General features: G+C 55.9%; 16 protein-coding genes and 1 pseudogene. 14 read left to right on the forward strand and 3 right to left on the reverse strand.

Going from position 1 to position 17,743, the window contains the following annotated elements:
• The first annotated feature begins 1 nt into the window (after position 1).
• Both D3H35_RS16340 and D3H35_RS16345 read left to right on the forward strand, forming a co-directional pair.
• Positions 2-1,236 (forward strand): annotated as a pseudogene (locus D3H35_RS16340) (MFS transporter).
• A 133-nt stretch (positions 1,237-1,369) separates the two neighbouring features.
• Entirely contained in the window at positions 1,370-2,086 is a 717-nt protein-coding gene (locus D3H35_RS16345; RefSeq protein ID WP_119150328.1) for a hypothetical protein, read from the forward strand.
• Between the two features lie 392 nt (positions 2,087-2,478).
• On the opposite strand, the gene D3H35_RS16350 is transcribed toward D3H35_RS16345, so the two are convergent.
• Both D3H35_RS16350 and D3H35_RS16360 read right to left on the reverse strand, forming a co-directional pair.
• A complete protein-coding gene (locus tag D3H35_RS16350) occupies positions 2,479-2,820 on the reverse strand; it encodes an ArsR/SmtB family transcription factor (RefSeq protein ID WP_119150329.1) in 342 nt (113 codons plus the stop codon).
• A 1,249-nt stretch (positions 2,821-4,069) separates the two neighbouring features.
• A complete protein-coding gene (locus tag D3H35_RS16360) occupies positions 4,070-5,230 on the reverse strand; it encodes an ROK family transcriptional regulator (RefSeq protein ID WP_119150331.1) in 1,161 nt (386 codons plus the stop codon).
• Positions 5,231-5,384: 154 nt separating this feature from the next.
• On the opposite strand from D3H35_RS16360, the gene xylA reads away from it, so the two are divergent.
• The 4 genes from xylA to D3H35_RS16380 all read left to right on the forward strand — a co-directional run bounded on the left by xylA (position 5,385) and on the right by D3H35_RS16380 (position 9,852).
• Entirely contained in the window at positions 5,385-6,698 is a 1,314-nt protein-coding gene (gene xylA, locus D3H35_RS16365; protein WP_119150332.1) for a xylose isomerase, read from the forward strand.
• 111 nt (positions 6,699-6,809) lie between these two features.
• Complete coding sequence (gene xylB, locus D3H35_RS16370; protein WP_119150333.1) at positions 6,810-8,306, forward strand: xylulokinase; 1,497 nt, start codon at positions 6,810-6,812, stop codon at positions 8,304-8,306.
• Between the two features lie 181 nt (positions 8,307-8,487).
• Positions 8,488-9,408 carry a DUF1835 domain-containing protein gene (locus D3H35_RS16375; RefSeq protein ID WP_158594141.1) on the forward strand — a complete coding sequence of 307 codons (921 nt, stop codon included), beginning with the start codon at positions 8,488-8,490 and terminating at the stop codon, positions 9,406-9,408.
• Between the two features lie 66 nt (positions 9,409-9,474).
• Positions 9,475-9,852 carry a hypothetical protein gene (locus D3H35_RS16380; protein ID WP_233567965.1) on the forward strand — a complete coding sequence of 126 codons (378 nt, stop codon included), beginning with the start codon at positions 9,475-9,477 and terminating at the stop codon, positions 9,850-9,852.
• Positions 9,853-9,927: 75 nt separating this feature from the next.
• Here D3H35_RS16380 and D3H35_RS16385 read toward each other — a convergent pair whose 3' ends face one another.
• A complete protein-coding gene (locus tag D3H35_RS16385) occupies positions 9,928-11,196 on the reverse strand; it encodes a BaiN/RdsA family NAD(P)/FAD-dependent oxidoreductase (protein ID WP_119150335.1) in 1,269 nt (422 codons plus the stop codon).
• Between the two features lie 209 nt (positions 11,197-11,405).
• Here D3H35_RS16385 and D3H35_RS16390 point away from each other — a divergent pair, with 209 nt between their 5' ends.
• The 8 genes from D3H35_RS16390 (at position 11,406) to mutY (ending at position 17,646) form a co-directional block, all read left to right on the forward strand.
• Positions 11,406-13,064 (forward strand): ATP-binding protein, encoded by a 1,659-nt coding sequence (locus D3H35_RS16390; protein WP_119150336.1) that lies wholly within the window; start codon positions 11,406-11,408, stop codon positions 13,062-13,064.
• A 101-nt stretch (positions 13,065-13,165) separates the two neighbouring features.
• Positions 13,166-13,291, forward strand: a complete 126-nt coding sequence (locus D3H35_RS33585) for a hypothetical protein (protein WP_267901400.1) — start codon at positions 13,166-13,168, stop codon at positions 13,289-13,291.
• Between the two features lie 24 nt (positions 13,292-13,315).
• The gene (locus D3H35_RS16395) at positions 13,316-13,756 is read left to right on the forward strand and encodes a DUF3905 domain-containing protein (protein WP_119150337.1); all 441 of its coding nucleotides are present in this window, start codon (positions 13,316-13,318) and stop codon (positions 13,754-13,756) included.
• A 102-nt stretch (positions 13,757-13,858) separates the two neighbouring features.
• Positions 13,859-14,293 (forward strand): BrxA/BrxB family bacilliredoxin, encoded by a 435-nt coding sequence (locus D3H35_RS16400; protein ID WP_119150338.1) that lies wholly within the window; start codon positions 13,859-13,861, stop codon positions 14,291-14,293.
• An 81-nt stretch (positions 14,294-14,374) separates the two neighbouring features.
• Positions 14,375-15,184 carry an ammonia-dependent NAD(+) synthetase gene (nadE, locus tag D3H35_RS16405; protein WP_119150339.1) on the forward strand — a complete coding sequence of 270 codons (810 nt, stop codon included), beginning with the start codon at positions 14,375-14,377 and terminating at the stop codon, positions 15,182-15,184.
• A 14-nt stretch (positions 15,185-15,198) separates the two neighbouring features.
• A complete protein-coding gene (gene acpS / locus D3H35_RS16410; protein ID WP_119151183.1) occupies positions 15,199-15,588 on the forward strand; it encodes a holo-ACP synthase in 390 nt (129 codons plus the stop codon).
• A gap of 73 nt (positions 15,589-15,661) precedes the next feature.
• Positions 15,662-16,537 carry an AraC family transcriptional regulator gene (locus D3H35_RS16415; RefSeq protein WP_119150340.1) on the forward strand — a complete coding sequence of 292 codons (876 nt, stop codon included), beginning with the start codon at positions 15,662-15,664 and terminating at the stop codon, positions 16,535-16,537.
• Positions 16,534-17,646, forward strand: a complete 1,113-nt coding sequence (mutY, locus tag D3H35_RS16420; RefSeq protein WP_119150341.1) for an A/G-specific adenine glycosylase — start codon at positions 16,534-16,536, stop codon at positions 17,644-17,646. Before D3H35_RS16415 ends, mutY begins: the two co-directional genes overlap by 4 nt.
• Positions 17,647-17,743 lie beyond the last annotated feature (97 nt).

A 17,743-nucleotide genomic window follows, 5' to 3' on the forward strand; every position in this document is an offset into this window, starting at 1 on the left:
ATTGTCATCAATAGCCGAATCTCGCGGCAAGGCAACGGCCGTTACGATATTGCCGATATTGCTTGCGATCAGTCTCGTGCATCTGCTCAACGATTCCATGCAAGCCGTCGTTCCTGCCATGTATCCTATTTTGGAGGACTCGTTGGGCTTGTCTTACGCTCAAGTTGGATGGATCGGCTTTATGCTCAATATGACGTCTTCGGTCATGCAGCCCGTCGTCGGGGCTTATTCCGATAGACGTCCTCAGCCGTACATGCTGCCGATCGGCATGGCGCTTAGTATGCTGGGTATGATCGGCATCGCATTCGCGCCGCAATTCGGGTACGTTATGCTGGCGGTCGTGTTCATCGGTCTCGGCTCGGCTATTTTTCACCCGGAGGGGTCGCGTGTCGTTTATTTCGCTGCCGGGGCCGTCGGGGCTTTGCTCAATCAGTCTACCAGGTCGGAGGCAACGCAGGCAGCATGCTCGCTCCGCTCATGACCTTGTTCATTTTCGCTCCTTTGGGCCAGTTCGGCGCGATATGGGGAACGCTGTTCGCGGGGCTGGCTATCGCGGTTTTGCTCGGAGTCGTGCCTTGGTACAAGAAGCAGCTTGCCGTCTGGGAGCAGAAGCGGGTGGGGCGCATGGCGGGCAGAACAGCCGTGGGCATGGGCGAAAAAGCTAATCATCCACGCGTCAAGTTCGCGCTAGGCATGCTCGTTTTCCTGGTGTTTGCAAGGTCGTGGTACCATACGGGTATTAGCGCCTATTACCAGTTCTACTTGAAGGAAGATTACGGCTTGACGACGGCTCAGGCGCAAATTCCGCTGTTCCTGTTTCTTGCCGCAGGGGTGCTCGGGACATTCTTCGGAGGCTTAATGGCGGATCGGTTCGGCATGAAAAATATGATTGTTTTTTCGATGAGCGGTGGAGCGCCATTTGCTTTGCTTTTGCCGCATCTTCCGCTTATGTGGGTATATCCGGTCATTGCGGTGCTCGGCTTCATTCTTTTGTCCGGCTTCTCCGTTGCCGTCGTCTACGCGCAATTTTTAATGCCGTCGAAGGTAGGGATGGTATCCGGCCTGACGACGGGACTGGCCTTCGGAATGGGCGCAATCGGCGCAGTCGTGCTGGGCAACGCGGCGGACAAGTTCGGGCTGAGCAGCGTCATGCTGTACAGCAGCTTCCTCCCGTTATTGGGGCTGCTTGCTCTGTTGCTGCCGTCGGACACCGAAAAACGGGAAAAAGCGGCGTAACGCGAACTGCGACTCGATTAATCCGGGGGCTTATAACACTCAGGCGATATTCAGCGGAGCCTAATGTTAGGTTAAGCATCGTTGTCCATACTGGTTCTTGTAACCATACTTCGAACCGGAATGGAGGATTTAAATGAAAAAGCACGTCAGGATTATGGCATTGACCGGGGCTCTCGCCCTCATGATTCCGCTCAGCGCATATGCCGCGACAAGCGGAACGGCCGCGAAGACGGAGAAGGCGAACGCTCCGATCGCTCAGCAAGGCGGGCGAGGAGGAGACCACGGACGGGAAGCGGTAAGCCAAACTGTCCTGGATCTGTTGAAGCTGGATGCTGCCGCTTTCAAAGCGAAGGCGGAAGAGGGCAAGACGCTCGCGCAAATCGCCGAAGAGCAAGGCGTGTCTCGGGACAGTCTGAAGCAAGCTCTAACCGATGACTTTACGAAAAAACAAGCCGAAGAGAAAACTCGGTTCGCTAATAATTTGGACAATCAATTGGATGGCAAACTGAACGCGGGCAAGGGCGGCGCGTTCGGATTGAAGAACACTGTTACTTCCGCCGAAGCTGCGACTATTCTTGGTCTCACGGAAGCTCAATTGAAAACCGAGCTGTCCGCGGGCAAATCTCTGGCTGACATCGCCAAGGAAAAAGGCGTAGACTCGCAAAAACTGATCGACGTTCAGAAAGCAGCCATAGTAAAAAGCATCAACGAAGCGCTTGCAGCCGGTAAGCTGACGCAGGAGCAAGCCGATAAGCGCTTGGCGGAAGCAGCCGCCGATGCGGAGAACATCGTTAACGGCAAAGGCTTCAAGGGCAACGGTGGCGGCAAAGGTCATAGAGGCGGCCGATAAGGAATAAGCCATAGTGTAAAGAAGACTACCCGGAACCGTTCATCGGTTCCGGGTAGTCTTCTTTCGCCCAAAGGATGGGTAGTCCGATTTTGCCGGGCTGACGCTCTCCCGTAGTATCGAGCTGTTGCTCCAATTCGATTTTGCTCGCTTGGAGAGGGCGGGTTCAACTTACTCCGTTCAAAAGTGCCGCTCGAAGTGGACGAAACCGGATTAGAGAGCTAGAGAGCGGTGGGGGAGCGTTTTTGGCTGCGGAAGTGGGCGAAATCTGACTGCAGCGACACAACGGCGACTATTATGCGAGGCCGGAGCCAAGGCCATGAATAGGGACGAACGACGTTGAAGTAGTTTTATGCCATTCAGGCTTTCAAGCTTGCTTCAACGGCTTTGCGGTTTTACAGCGGGATTCCTCCGCCCTCAGTTAGGGAGAGAGTCATCGCTTCTTCGATTTCTTGGCGTCCGGGAAGCTGGGACAAGAACACCTTCAGATCCGGAAATTCGTCCAGATTGAGAGAATAATAAACCCATTGCCCGCGCTTATCTTCGCGTACAAGCCCGGCTGTTCTTAGCTTGCGAAGATGCTGGCTTGCGTTGGACGGGCTAATTTCGAGCATTTGCACCATCTCCCCGACGCAAAGCTCTCTAACTTGAAGCAGCGCCAATATGGCGAGTCGAGACGTATCTCCCAGCAGCTTCAACAGCTCGGCCATCTCCGCGAGCGCCTTATTTTTCTTCATGCCGCACCTGCCTGTGTCATATTGCTTAAATTGTACGTTACTTAATTAATTGCGTATTTACTAATTTATAGCATAGAAATTATGCGGCATAAAGTACCTTTTGATTTGGAAGACAGCGATCAGACTCCCCGGATTCCAATTGTTGGATGCCGGAGGGAGCCTGCCCCGGTACGGTGGAAATTAAGAACAGAGGAGGAATAGGCGGTCGAGAGCAACTAACTCTGGCAGAAACTCCAGTTCAGCGAGGGAGTAGGTAGTCGGGCCCCGGTTTCTATTGACGCCGGATAGCGGGCAAGCGCTTGAAATAAGGCACCTTCGGTTTCTATTAGCGGCGGCTGGTGAGCGAGCGCTTGAAATAAGGCACTCTCAGTTACTATTGGCGTCGGATGACGGAGGATTGCTTGAAATAAGGCACTCACAGTTACTATTGGCGTCGGATGGCGGAGGATTGCTTGAAATAAGGCACTCTCAGTTACTATTGGCGTCGGATGACGGAGGAGCGCTTGAAATAAGGCACTCACAGTTACTATGGCGGGCGAATGGAGGGGACAGCGCCGGAATAAGGCACTCACAGTTACTATTCGCGGCGAATGGTGGGAGAGCGCTTGAAATAAGGCACTCACAGTTACTATGGCGGGCGAATGGAGGGGACAGCGCCGGAATAAGGCACTCACAGTTACTATTGGCGGCGAATGGTGAGCGAGCGCTTGTGATAAGGCACTCACAGTTACTATTGGCGTCGGATGGTGGGAGAGCGCTTGAAATAAGGCACTTACAGTTACTATTGGCGTCGGATGGTGGGAGAGCGCTTGAAATAAGGCACTCACAGTTACTATTGGCGTCGGATGGAGGGGACAGCGCCGGAATAAGGCACTCACAGTTACTATGGCGGGCGAATGGAGGGGACAGCGCCGGAATAAGGCACTCACAGTTACTATTCGCGTCGGATGGTGGGAGAGCGCTTGAAATAAGGCACTCTCAGTTACTATTCGCGTCGGATGGCGGAGGAGCGCTTGAAATAAGGCACTCACAGTTACTATTGGCGGCGAATGGTGGGCGAGCGCTTGAAATAAGGAACTCACAGTTACTATGGCGGGCGAATGGAGGTGACAGCGCCGGAATAAGGCACTCACAGTTACTATTGGCGGCGAATGGTGGGAGAGTGCTTGAAATAATGCACTCTCGGTTTCTATTCGCGGAAGGGGCGACTAACCCCCGCAGAAATCCGGATTAGCGAGGGAATAGTCGGTTAAGCTGACTTCAACTGGATGAAGAAGCCGGCGGTCGCCATCTCGGCCGCTCCCATCATGGCGGAGCGTTCGCCCAGCTCGGCGAACAGCAGCTGCACCTTGCGCAGATGGAAGCCGAGCGCCCGCTGAACGACGGTGCTGCGGATATGGTCCTCGATCCATGGCCGCGCCTTGTTCATGCGGTTGCCGATGATGACCGCATCGGGGTTGAACACGTTGACGATATTGGCGATGCCTACGCCCAAGTATTCGCCGACTTCCCCGAACAGCGCCCGAACATCTTCGCGTCCGCCCTCGGCGGAGGCGAGCAAGCTTTCCAAGTCGTTCAAGCCCAGCTCCGATGCTTTGCTCAACAGCGCCTGCTCAGAAGCGTACATTTCCCAGCAGCCGCGATTGCCGCAGCCGCAAGGCTTGCCGAACGCTTCTACCGACAAATGCCCCATTTCCCCAGAGAACCCCGAAGCTCCTTTGTAGAGCTCCTTTTGCAAAATCAGCCCCGTCCCGATCCCGATCCCGACGCTCACGTACACCAAATTTCCGATTCGCCGGCCCGCTCCGTATTTGCGTTCGCCGAGCGCGCCGCAGTTCGCCTCGTTATCGATGGTTACGGGAACGGCGTAGCGTTCCGCCACCATTTTGCGCAGGGCGACTTCCCGCCATTTGAGATTAGGGGCGTACAGAACCGTCCCGCTCTCGTCCACGAGTCCCGGAACGCCGACTCCGATGCCGACGATACCGTACCGGCTGTCAGGTGCAGCCGCGATCAAATCGTCAATGCAGCGGAACAATGCCAGCAGCACCGGTTCGGGCTCCACTTGACGAAGAGACGCCGTTCGTTCGGCAATGACGCTGCCCCGGAGATCGGTCAGCACTCCGCGAATATAGTTAACGCCAAGGTCGATTCCGATCGAGTAGCCCGAGCTGGCTATGAATTCGAGCATAACCGGCTTGCGTCCGCCGCTGGACTCCCCGCGGCCGATTTCCCGGACGAGCGAATTGTCGATCAAATCCTGCACGAGGCTGGATACGGTCGCTTTGTTCAAGCCCGTCGATTCCGAAATTTGCGCGCGAGAGAGCGGGGCTGCCCTTAGAATGGCTTCCAGCACCACGGCTGTGTTGATTCGTTTGATAAGGGCCTGATCGCCGGTAATCGTCGTCATTCGGCAGCTCCTTGTTCTTAAGTAGGATGCATCCATCATACCACAAATTAGTTGTCAAATACTTAGTTTATTGAATAGACAAACTAAGTAAGGGCATGCTATTCTGGTGTCATAGCAAAACAATAAATCGTTTTCAAGGAGGCATTCCTCGCCAATGGCTTATTTCAACAACGTACCGAACATTCAATTCGAGGGTCGCGGCTCCAAAAACCCTTTTGCATTCAAGCACTACAACCCGCAAGAAGTCGTTCTGGGCAAAACGATGGAGGAGCATCTTCGCTTCGCCGTCGCTTACTGGCATACATTCACCGCTTCCGGCGTCGATCCGTTCGGCGCGGGCACGGCTGTCCGCAGCTGGGATTCGCTGTCCCCGCTCGATAAAGCGAAGCACCGCGTCGAAGCGAACTTCGAGCTGCTCCAGAAGCTGAACGTTCCGTTCTATTGCTTCCATGACGCGGACGTCGCGCCGGAAGGCGCTACGCTTGCCGAAACGAACAAAAACCTCGACATCATTGTCGCGCAATTGAAGGACTTCCAAAAATCGACCGGCAAAAAGCTACTTTGGAACACGATCAATGCGTTCAGCAATCCTCGCTACGTTCACGGTGCCGGCACTTCCAACAATGCGGACGTATTCGCATACGCCGCTGCTTCGATCAAGAAAGGTCTCGAAGTCGGCAAAGAGCTCGGCGCCGAGAACTATGTGTTCTGGGGCGGCCGCGAAGGCTACGAGTCGTTGCTGACGACCGATATGGGGCTTGAGCTCGACAACCTGGCCCGTCTGCTGCACATGGCCGTCGCATACGCGAAGGAAATCGGCTTCGACGCCCAATTCCTGATCGAGCCGAAGCCAAAGGAGCCTTCCAAGCACCAATACGATTTCGATGCGGCTACGGCGCTGCAATTCCTGCAAAAGTACGATCTCAAACGATACTTCAAGCTGAACATCGAAGCGAACCATGCGACTCTAGCCGGCCACACGTTCGAGCACGAGCTGCGCGTATCCCGTCTGAACGATGCGCTCGGCTCCATCGATGCGAACCAAGGCGACATGCTGCTGGGCTGGGATACCGACGAATTCCCGACCGACCTGTATTCGACATCGCTCGCGATGTTCGAAATACTCAAAAACGACGGTCTCGGCCGGGGCGGCGTCAACTTCGACGCCAAAGTTCGCCGTTCGTCGTTCGAAGACGAGGATCTCTTCTTCGCTCACATCGCGGGTATGGACACTTATGCGCGCGGCTTGAAAGCGGCGGCGAAGCTGATCGAGGACCGCGTGCTCGACGATATCGTCGACAATCGTTACCGCAGCTTCCGCGAAGGCATCGGCGCGGACATCGTCTCCGGCAAAGCGGATTTGAAATCGCTCGAAGCTTACGCGCTCAAGCTGGGCACGATCAAGAACGAATCCGGACGGTTGGAGCAAATCAAGTCGACTCTCAACGATGTTATTTTCAGCGTGTAAAGCGAGCATCCGAACGATTCCGCCTCCCCGGCACGAAAACCGGCGGGGGCGGTTTTACGATAGAGCCGGCGCGTTTCAGACAATATAAGAAACTTGCGAGGAGGAAATTCCGTGAAGTACGTCATTGGCGTCGATCTCGGCACGAGCGCGGTCAAGACGCTTCTCGTCGGTCAGGACGGTTCGGTAAAAGCCGAAGCGACCCGCGAATATCCGCTATATCACGACAAAACCGGATGGAGCGAGCAGGAGCCGGAGGATTGGGTAACCGGAACGGTCGAATCTCTTAAGGAGTTGACCGCAAAGGCCGGCGTTGGCGCGGAAGATATCGAGGGGATCAGCTTTTCCGGGCAAATGCACGGGCTGGTGCTGCTTGACGAAAATAACAGGCCGGTTCGGCGAGCCATTCTATGGAACGATACGCGAACGACCGAGCAATGCCGTGAGATCGAAAAAGCGCTCGGATCCAAGCTTTTGTCCGTTACCCGCAATCCGGCGCTGGAAGGCTTCACGCTTCCGAAAATACTGTGGGTGCGTCAATACGAGCCGCAAACGTTCGAGAAAGCTCGCGTCTTTGTACTGCCCAAAGACTACGTCCGCTTGCGCTTGACCGGCAACACGCATATGGATTTGTCCGATGCGGCGGGCACGCTGCTGCTCGACATTGCGTCCAAGAGCTGGAGCAAGGACGTGCTCTCCGCCTTCGATCTGCCGGAAAGCTTCTGTCCGCCGTTGGTCGAAGCAAGCGGTTATGTCGGCACTCTTACTGTCGAAGCGGCGGAGTCGACCGGCCTGTCCGGCGAGACGAAGGTGTACGCGGGCGGCGCGGACAACGCATGCGGCGCAATCGGCGCGGGTATTCTGTCGCCGGGCGTTACGCTGTGCAGCGTCGGAACCTCCGGAGTTATTCTGACGTACGAGGTAGACGCATCGGCGGACTACAAAGGCAAAGTACATTTTTTCAACCATGGCAAGCCGGACGGCTTCTACGCCATGGGTGTGACGCTCGGGGCGGGCTATTCGCTTAGCTGGTTCCGCAATACGTTCGCGAAAGGCGAGAGCTACGACGTATTGTTAGGCGGGATCGGTGAAATCGCTCCGGGCTCGAACGGGCTGCTGTTCACTCCATACTTGGTAGGCGAACGAACCCCCCACGCCGACTCCGTCATACGCGGAAGCTTCATCGGCATGGACGGCAGCCATACGCGCAGCCATTTTGCGCGCGCGGTGCTCGAAGGCATCACGTTCTCGCTGAACGAGTCGGTCGACTTGTTCCGCAAAGCGGGCAAGACGGTCGATAAGATCGTCTCTATAGGCGGCGGCGCCAAAAATCCGGCTTGGCTGCAAATGCAAGCCGACATCTTCAACGCGGAGGTCGTCGCCCTCGAGAACGAGCAGGGCCCCGGGCTCGGCGCGGCCATGCTGGCAGCTTTCGGCTGCGGATGGTTCCCGAGTCTGGAAGCTTGCGCCGACAAGTTCGTGAAGCCTGCCCGTTCGTTCAAGCCGGATCCGGAAGCTGCCGAGCGTTACGCCGTGCTGTTCCGGGTTTACCAGGATGTGTATGGCGCAACGAAGCCGCTTAACGAAGCTTTGCTTGCCTATCGCAAGTAATGTCCCCGCTTTTGGCAACTAGGCAAATAGGGACGAATGAGATAAAATGACCATTAAGGTAAAAGGGTTGCCTCCCTTTTCCGTCCAAGCCTCCGCATTTCCCGGCCGGTAACCGGGAGGAGGCTTTTTCCATTCTTTCGCAAGGATGCTTGAGAGAGCGAGAAGGGAGACGGCCAAACGGATGGATAAGCTTCTGCATATTTTGAACGGGGATGTGGCGCTTCGGGCGTTGGGAGAGGCTGGCATTCGAGGGGAGAGGCTCGTATGGCGGGAAATTTACACAGCAGGACCGCTATGCGCCGATCTCTTGGACGATGCGGCAAGATCGACTCGGGCCGCTTGGCTTGAGGAAGCGTACGGAATACCGGGCGCGGACTATTCGCTCGGGTGCGAGCGTCAGCAAAAACAGGCAATCGAAGCTGTCGAAGCGGGGCGGACGCTGGCGATTTGGTTGGATCCGGATTTGTTCGATCAGGCCATATGGATGGCGGTGTCGTCCTTGCTCGTTCCTTACTGTTGGAAAGCGTTTATCGTTCCGCTGCCTTATGGGCCGTGCGACGCGGCGCGGATGGAGGAGTCATGGCAGAGAAAGAGCGAAATCTCCGCAACGGAGCTGGAAGCGGGCGCCCGGGCTTGGGAAGCTTATTGCTCTCTGTCGCCCGAACGGATAGAGCATTGGCTTCAAGCGGATGGCGAGCTTTTGCCGGAAACGGCGGATGCGCTTCGGTTTCACCTGCTTCGATATCCCGGAGAAGACGGACTCGGCATCGTCGAGAGGCTGACCCTTCGCGCGCTGTCCGGCGACGAACGGAACGGGCTTCCTCTCGCCGAGTTGTTCCGGTCGGTATCGGAGCAAGCGCCGTTATTCGGAATGGGTGATTTGCAGTACTGGCGAATCGTTGAGCGTCTGGCAACCGGGCCGTCCGCGCTGCTGCGCTTGGAATCCGGCGGGACGAAGGTCTATGGCTTGCCCAAGCTCGGGGCGCCCCCAGATTATTCGGCTAAGCTGGAACCGTTCGGGAGAGAGGTGCTGGAGGGGACCCGGAAGGCTGAGAAGGGGATGGCGGAAGTGCATACATTTACCGGTTCGCGGACACTCTAGACGGGAGGTCCGCAGCGCATCAGGCTGAGCGAGCGCGGGCCATCCGCCGAACGGAGATGACCGAAGTTGAACCATGCCGCCCTCTTGTTTCAGTTTCCCGACGAAGATCAGGCCAGAATGGCAAGCGATACGTTGGAGGAGCTAGGATACGACCCGCAGCTTCACGAAGGCGGACGTTTGCACATTCACGTACATAAAGAAGATTTGACCTCGGCTCTCGAAGTGGTGCAGAGCCATGGAGGACAGCTGATGGAGCATGCGCCTGCGGAGACGGTTACGATTACCAATCTCGCCTACGGGATCGACGACATCCCCATTCCCGCCCATACGGTCAACGAGGATTGGGAGGACCGTTACCGGGAACGGTCCTCTCTGCCGCGGTCGGGAGAAGAGGAAGCTTTCATTCCGGATGACGGCTCCTACGATCACTTCGATGCACGCTAGTCAAATGGAAGAGGGCTGTCCGAGCGGCGCGGCAAGCGCAGCAAAGACAGCCCTTGCCATGTGAACGGAAGACCTTCAGTCCTCCGCCAAGCTCGCTTCCGCGGCGGCGGAACCGGCCGCCCGGCCGGTGGCGAACGCAGCGGTAATGTTATAGCCGCCCGTATATCCGTGAATGTCCAGCACTTCCCCGCAAAAAAACAACCCGCGCATCTGCTTCGAGCCCATCGTACGCGGATCGATTTCCTTCAAGTGAACTCCGCCTCCCGTAATGAAAGCTTCCTCCAGCGATAACGTTCCGTTGGCCGCGACAGGGAGCGCTTTGCAGATCGAGGCGATGGCCTGCCATGCGGCTTTGGACACGTTGCCCGCATCCGCTTCGCCGTCCGCTTCCGCGAGGCGAAGGACAACGGGAACGATCCGTTCCGTCAGCAACGCGCGAAGAAGCGTCTTCGCCGCTTTGCGGGGATCGGACCGGGCGGCGGCTCCCAGCTTGTCCTCCAGCTGCCGTTCGCCGATTGCGGGAAGCAGATCGATGGCGACGGTTACCGGTCCTTTGCCTTTGCGCAGCGCCGTGGAGACGAAGCCGCTGCAGCGAAGCGCCGCCGGTCCCGACAACCCGAAGTGAGTGAAAATCATGTCCCCCTCATGGGAGACGACCGGCTTCCCTCTGCCGTCGAGCACGGTAAGCTTAACGTCGCGAAGCGACAGCCCTTGCAGCTCCCGGCTTCGAATCCACGGCTCGTCGGACGTGATCGGCACTTCCGTCGGGAACAGCTCCGTAATCGTATGGCCGGCCTCCTCGGCCCAGGCGTATCCGTCGCCGGTCGAGCCTGTTTGCGGCACCGATTTGCCTCCGGTAGCGATGACGACGCAGCGCGAGGAGAGGGTCTCTCCGTCGGATAGCCGAACGCCTTGGACGCTGCCGTCCCCGTACAGCACTTTGTTCACTTTTCGATTCACGACGATCTCGACGCCGGAACGCACGACCTCGCGCACGAGCGTGTCCACGACCGTCTTGGCTTTGTCGCTCGCGGGAAACATCCTTCCGTGATCTTCTTCCTTCAAGGCGATGCCCAAGCCTTCGAAATAATCGGTAATTTCCCGGCTCCCGAACCGGGACAGCACGCTGTGGAGAAAACGCCCGTTGCCCGGAATGAACCGGATCATTTCGGCCGATTCCTTATTGTTCGTGACGTTGCAGCGTCCTCCGCCCGATATGCCGAGCTTTCTGCCGAGCTTGTCGCCTTTGTCGATTAGAACGGTTCTTGCGCCGCTGCGCGCCGAAGCTATAGCGGCCATCAGACCCGATGGGCCTCCGCCGATAATAATAACGTCCGTATTCAACTTATTCACACGCTTTCGACCGTATTTACTACCATTGTAGCGCACGTCGGCACGCATTTCACACTAACGGTACAGATTCAACAAATTCCGAGCCGATATGCCCAGTTGTTACACAATCTTACATCGTTTTATTGTAAGTAGTTGATAGATGTGCTTTAATCTAGTTGAAATGTTGGTAAGATGTGCCTTGAGCCGGGAGGTTTCCGCAATTGCTCAAAGAAACGCTGCTGCAACTTCTCATCGTACTTCTTCCCGTCTTCCTGGTGCTTGTCTGGTACGATCGCCCGGAACGTTCCAAATACGTTCCGTTCTTCATAGGGATGTCCTGCGCCGTCACTATGCTTCTTTGCATGCATTTTTCAATCGTTTTTCCGGAAAGCGGATTGAGATACGATTTACGGCACGTGCCGCTCATCATCGGTTCGTTGTACGGAGGTTTTCCGGCGGCCGTGATCCTAAGCATCACCTACATCGCGGTTCGGCTGGCGCAAATGCGCGAGCCGTTCGAGTTTATTCTTTTTGCCGCCTTTTTAGCGGTGGTTTTGCCTCTTATTTTCAGTCGAATTCGTTCCTTCGGTCGCGGCAATAGAAGCAAGCGTCTTCGAATCACCTATTGGATTTCCTGCTTTGTCCTCGTCTTCATGCTCATATCGGTCAGCTCGCACATCGACTTCACGGACGGCTCCAGCCTTTCCTCAGCAGTCGTCAAGATTTTCGTATTCGGTTCCATCTTTTTTTTCTCTACGGCGGCAGGCGTGCATTTTATCGAGCTCGGCTTCGATCGCGTACAGCTGCAAACCCAACTGAAGGACGTCTCGCAGCAATACAGGCAAGAGACGAGGCGGCTGCAGCAGTTCATCGATTCTACGCCGTTGGCGGTCTTGTTTTTCGACGACCGGGGAACGATTACTCACGCAAACGACTATATCAGGGATATGCTTAAAATTGAGGGAACGGAAGAATTTATAGGAAAACGTTTTTCGGATCTGAGGCATCTTTTGGGCGGGCAAATTAACATCGATTCTATCGAACGGGTTCTTAACGGCGAAGACCGGATTTCGGAAATGATTCAGAGCGAAGGGAAAGTATACTTTGCTGAAACCCGCTCGGTCAAAGGACCCGGAAGACAATCGGCGTCGAACGGAGTTCTGTTCATCGGTCACGACGTATCGGAGCTTCAGCGGCTGAAGGAAGAAGTCGATCGCATGGAACGCCTCAGTCTGGTCGGGCAAATGGCGGCCAGCATTACCCATGAAATTCGCAATCCGATGGCGGTCATCCGCGGCTTCTTGCAGCTGCTGGGAGAGCGAAGCCCTTCGGAGCAGCAAACCTATTTTCGTATCGTTATGGAGGAGCTGGATCGGGCTAACGGCATTATCAACGATTTTCTGTCGCTGGCCCAGAATAGAATCGTACAGAAGGAGTACGGAAGCCTCAACGAAATTTTGCAAGAGGTGCTTCCTCTGATTTGGGCGGACGCTAATATGCGGGGCCAGATCGTCGAGCTTAGAATGTGCGAGCAGGTTGAGAAGCTGGAGCTTAACAGCAAGGAAATCAAGCAACTCATCCTGAACTTGGCGCGCAACGGCATGGAAGCGATGGACGACAAGGGATTGCTCCGCATCGAGACGTTGGATTTGGCCGATACCGTCCAGCTTCGCATTATCGATAACGGGGTCGGAATTCCGGAAGAAAAGCGCGAACGCTTATTCGAGCCTTTCTTTACGACCAAGACGAATGGAACGGGGCTCGGTTTGTCGCTCTGCCTTAGTATAATCGAGAGACACAACGGCAAAATCCAAGTGGAGTCGCTCGTCGGCGAAGGAACGACCATCATCGTGTCGTTCTGCAAGCCGGAAAAAGCTTAGCTTGCCGGCAACATCTTCGCGCGCAGGCGGATAACGGACGTATGGCGGGACATACTACGGAAGACCTACCAAGTCCACTGCGTGCCAAGGAGGATGTTTCCATGACCAAACCGCAAAGACCTTCCGCATCCGGACGGCAAAGCGCTCGTCCGGCGCAGCGCGGCCGTTCTCCGGAGTCGCCCGGGTTTGACAAGAAACTGGACGGACCCAATCGGCCCTCGACCTGAGGCTTGATTGAAGCGACGGTGCCTATGAACAATAACGAAGAGAATCGTTCCTCCTACGAAGGAATGAAACCTGTCGAAGGCGGCAATTCGGAATTGGATCCGTTCGAAATCGAGTTTTTGCCCGAGCATCGCCATGGCCGAGGACCGAGAGCCCCTTTCGTCAATGAGTACGGGGTCGTTATCGGAGACCATGATTACGAATCGGCCGAATCTCCATTGGAGCAGTGGAGCGAGAATACGGATCCGGCCGTCATGTCCGGGGATCAATGGGTGCATCCTTACAAAGATATCGGCTTCCGTACTAGCGAGAACAGGGATCGATTCGAGCGGGGCATTCGTCCCTTTTCCGGCGTATTCATGCATCCGACGCACCAGACCTCCTCGTCGGACGAGGTTTATACGGATAATTTGGGCGACCCGGACGATGAGTTTTTCCCCGTGCCGGAAGTGCTCGACGAGCCTTGACCCCCCAGGGGGTCTCTTTTATTTCGGGTACTGGCAGAGTATAATAAGAAATAGCGGAAATACCCGCCAATACCGAACATTTTGGAAAGCGAGGCGCATGATATGTCGATGTCTTTCGAACGATATATGACGGATATGATTCAACCTATGAGGGACGAGTTGACTCGATTGGGAATTCAGGAGCTAAGAACGCCGGAGGATGTGGAAAGCAAGCTTCCCGAAGCGGCAGGAACGGCGCTCGTCGTCGTCAACTCCGTATGCGGCTGTGCGGCGGGACAATGCCGTCCGGGAGTCGCGTCGGCTTTGACCAACGACGTAACTCCGGATCACTTGTACACGGTGTTCGCCGGTCAGGACAAGGAAGCGACCGCCAAAGCTCGCGAATATTTCGCGCCTTACCCGCCTTCCTCGCCGTCCATCGCTCTTATGAAGGACGGAGAACTCGTTCATTTTATCGAACGCCATCAAATAGAAAACCGGAGCGCGCAGGAAATTGCAGCCGACTTGACGGCCGCGTTCGATCGTTACTGCCGGTAAGATACGAACGCCATCCCGGAAGGCTCGCGTGTCGAGCCGTCGGGATGTTTTTCTATTCTATTATGCGGAGGACTGGACAGGATGAGCTTGCAGCAGGATATTATTGCCAAGCTCGGCGTGAAGCCGACCATTGACGAGGATGAAGAAATAGCGCGCCGCGTGGCGTTTTTGAAAGATTACGTGAAGCAAGCCGGAGCGTCCGGTCTATTGATCGCGATCAGCGGGGGAATCGACAGCGCTGTTGCTGCGGGTCTCTGCAAGCGAGCGACGGACGAGCTGTCCGCGGAGACGGGCAAAGAGTATTTGACGCTCGGAGTGTTCCAGCCCTACGGTGAACAAGAGGATATCGATCATAGCTATGCGGTCGCGGAAGCGTTCAATATTGACCGCAAAGTGGAGACGAATATCGAAGATGCCGTTAGCGAAATCGTGCTTGAGACGGAGTACGGCTTCAAAGCGCTGGGCATTCATCGTCATATTAGCCGCGGAGGCAAAGGGAACGTCAAAGCGCGCACGCGCATGGTCGTTCAATATGCGCTTGCGTTCGATCTGAACCTGCTCGTCGTCGGCACCGATCACGCTTCGGAGGCGCTTACCGGATTTTTCACGAAGTGGGGGGACGGAGCGGTCGACATTACTCCGCTCAGCACCTTGAACAAACGCCAAATCCGTCAAATCGCCCGACGCCTCGGAGTGCCGTCCGAGATCGTCGACAAAGCTCCTACGGCCGGATTGTGGGAAGGTCAGACGGACGAGAGCGAGCTCGGCGTCAGCTACGACGACAACAGCGATTACCTGGAAGGCAAGGAAATCGCCGCGCAAGCACGCGAGACGCTGGAGAAGCATTACCTGCGCACGGAGCATAAGCGGAACACGATTCCGGGCATTTGACGCGCGGCAAGAGGATGATTGCAGGCATCGGACTGGATATCGTCGAGACGGCTAGAATGGAGAAGCTGCTGAATAGCGCCATCCGCGACCGATTTGCGGAGAGGGTACTTACATTGAAGGAGAGAGAGCGCTTCTTCGCGCTGCCTGCGCGGAGAGCGCTCGAATTCATCGCGGGACGATTCGCGGCCAAGGAAGCGGTGACCAAGGCGATCGGCTGCGGGATCGGCGGTCTGGTCGGGTTTCAGGACATCGAGATCATGCCCGACGGAAGCGGCAAGCCGGTCTGCCGATTGTCGGATGCCGCGCTGGATCGTCTGGGCTGGCAGGGAACGGGCTGCTCGTTTCACGTGGCGATCACACACGAGAAGTCCATGGCCGCCGCCACTGCCGTTATAGAACGCTAGGGGGCTCTTAAGCAAGAAGGAGTGGGATTGAACAGCCTAGATACCATTTGGGGAATGACAATGGGGAGCGAACATGACAATCAATTATTTCACTATCTTGCTGAACCACCTGGAACAGATGCAAATCGAGGTAGCTTCCGCCGCGGACAGCATCGTGGATGAGGCTTCGTTGAAGGCGCGCGACGTCGTGTATGATTGCAATCGGCTCCTGTTCGTGAAGGAAGGCCGGGGGAAGCTGTATTCGCAAGGCGAGGAAGTCGTTCTGGAGCCGGGCGTGTTCTGTATGCAGCTGTCCGGAATGCCGCATCGGCTTGTCTTGGAGCCGGGCTCTCGGATGAGGCTTCAATGGTGCCACTTTCGCTCGAGCTATGGGGACAGGGAAATTTTCCGGACGCTCCAAATCCCTTTTCACGTTTGCGTTGAGAATCCGGAGGAAGTATCCCGTTTGTTCGAGCGAATAATCGAAGGGCTAGCTTCGGACAAGGTCACAGCCCGGATCCGAATGAAGGGAGTCATGCTGGATTTGATCGGCATCTTTCTGGAGCTTTTGCCGGATGGAGTGGACGATCCCAAGGGCTCGCAGGATCTTCAAAAAATCGATATCGTCCTGAAATATATCGAAGACCATTTGTCCGACAACATTACCGTCGAGGATTTGGCCGGGCAAGTGTATTTGCATCCGAACTATTTTATCGTCTTTTTCAAAGGCTTGCTCGGTTATTCTCCGATTCAGTACGTGAACCAGCGCCGGATGGAACTGGCCAAAGCTCTTCTCGTACAACCGGAGTGCAACGTATCCGACGTGGCCAACCGGGTAGGAATGCAAATTTACTATTTTTCGCGAATGTTCAAGGTGCATACGGGCTTGACGCCGAGCAGGTACCGGAAGCAGGCGCTCGCGATAACAGCGTCCGGTCCGGAGCCGGCGGCTGGGAAAGGAAAACCTTGAGCGAGAAGGACAAAGAGCTTTTTTTCAGTTCGGAGCTGTTGGGCTGGTATCGAAAAGTACGGAGAGATCTTCCATGGCGCAGAAGCCGAAATCCTTACCATATCTGGGTATCGGAAATTATGCTCCAGCAGACGCGGGTCGATACCGTCATCCCGTACTTTGCTCGTTTTGTGGAACGTTTTCCGACTCTTATCGACTTGGCCGACGCTCCCGAGGAAGACGTGCTGAAGCATTGGGAAGGGCTGGGCTATTATTCGAGAGCTCGGAACCTTCAAGCGGCTGTTCGCGAAGTGGCGGCAAGCTACGGGGGAGAGGTTCCGGCGGACAAGGAGTCGGTATCCGGTCTGAAGGGCGTAGGCCCTTATACGGCGGGCGCCATATTGAGCATTGCCTTCAATCAACCGGAGCCGGCGGTGGACGGCAATGTGATGAGGGTGCTGTCGCGTTTCTTCTGTCTGGAGGAGGACATCGCGAAGCCGGCGACTCGGGTAAGAATGGAAGCCCTTGCAAAAAGGCTTATTCCGGAGGGCGCCGCATCGGATTTCAACCAGGCTTTGATGGAGCTTGGTGCTTTAGTATGTACGCCAAAATCGCCCGGTTGTCTGACTTGTCCCGTAATGGAGCATTGCGAGGGAAGAATGGCGGGAAGAGAGAACGAGCTTCCGATCAAAACGAAAGCGAAGCCTCCGAAGAAGGTATACCGGCTGGCGGTATTTATCGAAGGGACAAGGGAGCACGCCGGACGCGTGCTCGTCCGCAGAAGACCGGCGACGGGGCTGCTGGCGCGTCTGTGGGAGCTGCCTCACGTCGAAGCGCCGAACGAGTCGGTCTGGGCTTCCTCCGAGTCGGCCGGTGTGTGGCTGGCCGGCTCGTTGGCCGCGGAAGGCTTGCTTGTGAAGCCGAAAGATGTTGTGGCCGATGCCGAGCATGTCTTCTCGCACTTGCACTGGTATTTGAAGGTATGGACGGCCGTCGCGGAAGACGCCTCCCTTCTTCCGGGAGAGGCGGACGACTATCGTTGGGTGGGCCCGGAGGACTTCGATCTGCTCGCGTGGCCGAACGTGTTTCGCAAGCTCGTCAGCGATTATTTCAATCGGGACTTTTATTGAATGGAACGAAGAGACCGCAACGATTTTGGGGCGGTCTTTTCTATTTGTAGCCCCGTCAATAGTCCGAATATGAGCATTGTTAATTCCGTTTTTTATT

It is taken from the genome of Cohnella faecalis (assembly GCF_003570905.1).
Lineage (GTDB): Bacteria > Bacillota > Bacilli > Paenibacillales > Paenibacillaceae > Cohnella > Cohnella faecalis.

What these genes read in the sequence shown, in the direction of transcription:
- D3H35_RS16345 (WP_119150328.1), top strand. Translation starts at nt 1,370, where the DNA reads ATGAAAAAGCACGTCAGGATTATGGCATTGACCGGGGCTCTCGCCCTC.
- D3H35_RS16350 (WP_119150329.1), bottom strand. Translation starts at nt 2,820, where the DNA reads ATGAAGAAAAATAAGGCGCTCGCGGAGATGGCCGAGCTGTTGAAGCTG.
- D3H35_RS16360 (WP_119150331.1), bottom strand. Translation starts at nt 5,230, where the DNA reads ATGACGACGATTACCGGCGATCAGGCCCTTATCAAACGAATCAACACA.
- xylA (WP_119150332.1), top strand. Translation starts at nt 5,385, where the DNA reads ATGGCTTATTTCAACAACGTACCGAACATTCAATTCGAGGGTCGCGGC.
- D3H35_RS16375 (WP_158594141.1), top strand. Translation starts at nt 8,488, where the DNA reads ATGGATAAGCTTCTGCATATTTTGAACGGGGATGTGGCGCTTCGGGCG.
- D3H35_RS33585 (WP_267901400.1), top strand. Translation starts at nt 13,166, where the DNA reads ATGACCAAACCGCAAAGACCTTCCGCATCCGGACGGCAAAGCGCTCGT.
- D3H35_RS16395 (WP_119150337.1), top strand. Translation starts at nt 13,316, where the DNA reads ATGAACAATAACGAAGAGAATCGTTCCTCCTACGAAGGAATGAAACCT.
- D3H35_RS16400 (WP_119150338.1), top strand. Translation starts at nt 13,859, where the DNA reads ATGTCGATGTCTTTCGAACGATATATGACGGATATGATTCAACCTATG.
- nadE (WP_119150339.1), top strand. Translation starts at nt 14,375, where the DNA reads ATGAGCTTGCAGCAGGATATTATTGCCAAGCTCGGCGTGAAGCCGACC.
- acpS (WP_119151183.1), top strand. Translation starts at nt 15,199, where the DNA reads ATGATTGCAGGCATCGGACTGGATATCGTCGAGACGGCTAGAATGGAG.
- D3H35_RS16415 (WP_119150340.1), top strand. Translation starts at nt 15,662, where the DNA reads ATGACAATCAATTATTTCACTATCTTGCTGAACCACCTGGAACAGATG.